A 3,947-nucleotide genomic window follows, 5' to 3' on the forward strand; every position below is an offset into this window, starting at 1 on the left:
CCGGCCGTCTCGGTCGTCGTGACCTCGCCGCCGCCCGTCAACGCCTGGCGCAGCTTGTTGCGGTCGAGCTCCTTCTCCCAGGCCGACACGACGACCGTCGCGACGCCGTTGCCGACGATGTTGGTCAGCGCGCGGCATTCGCTCATGAAGCGGTCGATACCGAGAATCAGCACCATGCCCGACAGCGGGATCGTCGGCACGACGGCCAGCGTCGCGGCGAGCGTGATGAAGCCTGCACCCGTGACGCCGCTCGCGCCCTTCGACGTCAGCATCGCGACGGCCAGCAGCGTGAGCTGCTGCATCCACGTCAGTTCGATGTTGGTCGCCTGCGCGATGAACAGCACGGCCATCGTCATGTAGATGTTGGTGCCGTCGAGGTTGAACGAATAGCCGGTCGGCACGACGAGGCCGACGACCGAACGCGAGCAGCCGGCCTTCTCGAGCTTTTCCATCAGCTGCGGCAGCGCGGCTTCCGACGAGCTCGTGCCGAGCACGATCAGCAGCTCTTCCTTGATGTACGACACGAAGCGGATGATCGAGAAGCCGGTGAAGCGCGCGATCGTGCCGAGCACGACGAGCACGAACACGACCGACGTCAGGTAGAACGTGCCGATCAGCTTGAGCAGCGGCACCAGCGAGCCGACGCCGTACTTGCCGATCGTGAACGCCATCGCGCCGAACGCGCCGATCGGTGCCAGCTTCGTGACGATGTGCACGATACCGAACAGCACGCGCGTGAGCCCGTCGATGAAGTCCGTCACCACCTTGCCGCGCTCGCCGAGGTGCGCGAGCACGCTGCCGAACAGCAGCGCGATCAGCAGGATCTGCAGGATCTCGCCCTGTGCGAACGCATCGACCATCGTGTTCGGGATGATGTGCATCAGGAAGTCGACCGTCGACTGCCCGTGTGCCTTCGCCGCGTACGACGCGACGGCCTTGCCGTCGAGCGTCGCCGGATCGATGTTGAAGCCGACGCCCGGACGCAGGATGTGCGTCGCCGCGAGGCCGAGCAGCAGCGCGAAGGTCGACACGATCTCGAAGTACAGCAGCGCCTTGCCGCCGACGCGGCCCACCTTCTTCATGTCCTCCATGCCGGCAATGCCGGTGACGACCGTACAGAAGATGATCGGGCCGATCACCATCTTGATCAGCTTGATGAACCCGTCGCCGAGCGGCTTCATGTCGGTGGCGAGCGCCGGGTAGTAGTGGCCGAGGATCACGCCGACGATGATGGCGAAGATCACCTGCACATAGAGCACTTTGTAGAAGGGTTTCTTCTTCACGATGGTTCCTGCTGAAGTAGATGAGCCGATGGAAACGGCGTCACGCGCGCGGACGAATGTCAGGGGAAGAACCATTCGCCCGCGCGGCTGCCGTGCCGCAACAAGCGATGCCTCAGGACGTCCGGAGGGGAAGGAAGGCAGTGGTCATCGATTGTCTCCTTGCTTGCTGTAGTAGTTCGGCCGGGGGGATGGCCGTGCGCTTTACATTGCAAGGTCGATGCCAGGTTCCCGGAACCCGTCAAACCGTTGTTTTTATTGTATTTCTCATAATGCGGCAGGCAAGGAAATCCGGGATTCCGGATTTCCGGAAAATATCCGTCCGGCGATCCGGACGGATATCCTCATTCATCAGATGAATCAGTGCTGTACGGCACGGCCGGCGAGCACGCCCGTCTGCGCGTAGAACTCCTGCTGTGCGAACGCGGCACGCTCGCGCCGCGCACGCTCGCCGCGATCCGCGAGCGAGCCGACGACGATTCCGATGAACGCGAGCGGCACCGACACGAGCGCCGGGTTGTCGAGGAACACCGGTGCGTGCGCGTGGTGCAGCACGTCGACCCACACCGACTTCGACAGCACCGTGAGCGCCACCGCCGACACGAGGCCGAGGCCGCCGCCGAGCACCGCGCCGCGCGTCGTCATCCCGCGCCAGAAGATCGACATCGCGAGCACCGGGAAATTCGCGCTCGCGGCCACCGCCGCAACGAGCCCGACCATGAACGCGACGTTCACGTGCTCGAACAGGATCGACAGCCCGATCGCGACCGCCGACAGCACGATCGTCGCCGCGCGCGAGATGCGCATCTCGACGCGTTCGTCGGGCTTGCCGCGCGCCCACATCTGCGCATACAGGTCGTGCGAGATCGTCGTCGCGCCGGCCAGCGTCAGGCCCGCGACCACCGCGAGGATCGTCGCGAACGTGACGGCCGCGATGAAGCCGTAGAACCAGTTTCCGCCGACCGCCTGCGCAAGCTTCACCGCGACCATGTTCGAGCCGCCGAGCAGGTCGTGCGTCAGGTTGAACGTGCCGTTCGCGCCCAGCTTGAAGAACTCCGGATGCTGCGCGAGCAGCACGATCGCCGAGAAGCCGATCACGAAGGTCAGCAGGTAGAAATAGCCGATGAAGCCGGTCGCGTAGAGCACCGACTTGCGCGCCTCCTTCGCGTTCGGCACCGTGAAGAAGCGCATCAGGATGTGCGGGAAGCCGGCCGTGCCGAACATCAGCGCGATGCCGAGCGACAGCGCGTTGGCCGGATCGCGGATCAGCTTGCCGGGCCCCATGATCGACAGCGCCCCCGGATGCACGGCCACCGCGCGACGGAACATCTCGTCGACGCTGAAGCCGAATTCGCCGAGCGCGAGCAACACGAGCACCGTCGCGCCGCACAGCAGCAGCACCGCCTTGATCACCTGCACCCAGGTGGTGGCCGTCATCCCGCCGAAGAACACATAGACGACCATCAGCACGCCGACGATCAGCTCGGCCGTGCCGTACGACAGCCCGAACAGCAGCTGGATCAGCTTGCCCGCGCCGACCATCTGCACGACGAGGTACAGCACGACGATGGTCAGCGAATTCGCGGACGTCAGCAGCCGGATCGGCCGCTGCGCGAAGCGGTACGCGACGACGTCGACGAACGTGAACTTGCCGAGGTTGCGCAGCGGTTCGGCGATCAGGAACATCACGAACGGCCAGCCGACCAGAAAGCCGATCGAGTAGATCAGCCCGTCGAAGCCGAACATGAACACCATGCCGGACAGCCCGAGGAACGACGCGGCCGACATGTAGTCGCCGGCGATCGCGAGCCCGTTCTGCAGCCCGGTGATGCCGCCGCCGGCCGTGTAGAAGTCGCGCGTCGAGCGCGTGCGGCGCGCGGCCCAGCGCGTGAGCGCGAGCGTCGCGAACACGAACGCGAAGAACATCCCGATCGCGACCGGGTTCAGTTCGACCTTGTCGGGCATCGGGCCCGCGACCGATACCGCGTGTGCGGTGGAGGAAAAGAGAACAAAAGGAATGGCAAGCGCGCCGGGGACGATCGAGGTCAGTCGCATGTCGGCCTCCGTCACGAACGCTGCAGGATCGCGTCGACGCGGCGGTCGAACGCACGGTTCGCGCGCAGCACGTAGCACGCGGTCAGGCTGATCGCGACCAGAATGATCGCAACGCCTGCGGCGATGCCGACCGTCATCGTCGCACCGCGGTACAGCGGCGCGGCGAGCACGTGCGGCGCGAGCGCGACGAGCAGGATGAAGCCGTAGTAGGTGGCGATCATCAGCGCCGTCAGCGTGAAGCTGAAGCGGCGCCGCGCACGCACGAGCTGCTGGTAGTCACGGCGCGCCGTGACCGATTCGATGACGGAAAGCTCCATGGTGTCTCCTGTCGACCAGAGTTGGCGCTTTAGCGCTTATGTCGGCCGGTGTTAGTGCTTCAGCACTTACTCCGGCCCCATGCTTCGCATCTGGTCCCATGCTTCGCGGTCGAATGGAGCTAGCGCTTCAGCGCTTGCTCCAGTCCCCGCAGGGCGATCTCCTCGTCGTCGCGAGGTGTGTCTTATGGATGGCCGGCGCGTCGACTGCTCCGCCCGCGCCGCGGCGGCAAAATTCGCGTTACACGATTCGTTCCGCACGCAGCCGCGCGACCTCATCGGCAGACATCCCGAGCCA

The 3,947-nt window shown here is 65.2% G+C and carries 3 protein-coding genes; all 3 read right to left on the minus strand.

What is annotated here, in order from left to right; translation table 11 throughout:
• Positions 1 to 1,283, minus strand: a 1,283-nt coding sequence (locus JYJ84_RS30405; protein WP_205189875.1) for a dicarboxylate/amino acid:cation symporter, incomplete at its 3' end; no start/stop codon positions are given.
• A gap of 357 nt (positions 1,284 to 1,640) precedes the next feature.
• Positions 1,641 to 3,335 carry a cation acetate symporter gene (locus JYJ84_RS30410; protein WP_175223288.1) on the minus strand — a complete coding sequence of 565 codons (1,695 nt, stop codon included), beginning with the start codon at positions 3,333 to 3,335 and terminating at the stop codon, positions 1,641 to 1,643.
• 11 nt (positions 3,336 to 3,346) lie between these two features.
• On the minus strand, positions 3,347 to 3,652 hold the full coding sequence (locus tag JYJ84_RS30415; protein ID WP_039346261.1) for a DUF485 domain-containing protein: 306 nt from the start codon (positions 3,650 to 3,652) through the stop codon (positions 3,347 to 3,349).
• Positions 3,653 to 3,947: the final 295 nt, after the last annotated feature.

The organism is Burkholderia sp. LMG 13014 (assembly GCF_905232215.1).
Lineage (GTDB): Bacteria > Pseudomonadota > Gammaproteobacteria > Burkholderiales > Burkholderiaceae > Burkholderia.

What these genes read in the sequence shown, in the direction of transcription:
- JYJ84_RS30410 (WP_175223288.1), bottom strand. Translation starts at nt 3,335, where the DNA reads ATGCGACTGACCTCGATCGTCCCCGGCGCGCTTGCCATTCCTTTTGTT.
- JYJ84_RS30415 (WP_039346261.1), bottom strand. Translation starts at nt 3,652, where the DNA reads ATGGAGCTTTCCGTCATCGAATCGGTCACGGCGCGCCGTGACTACCAG.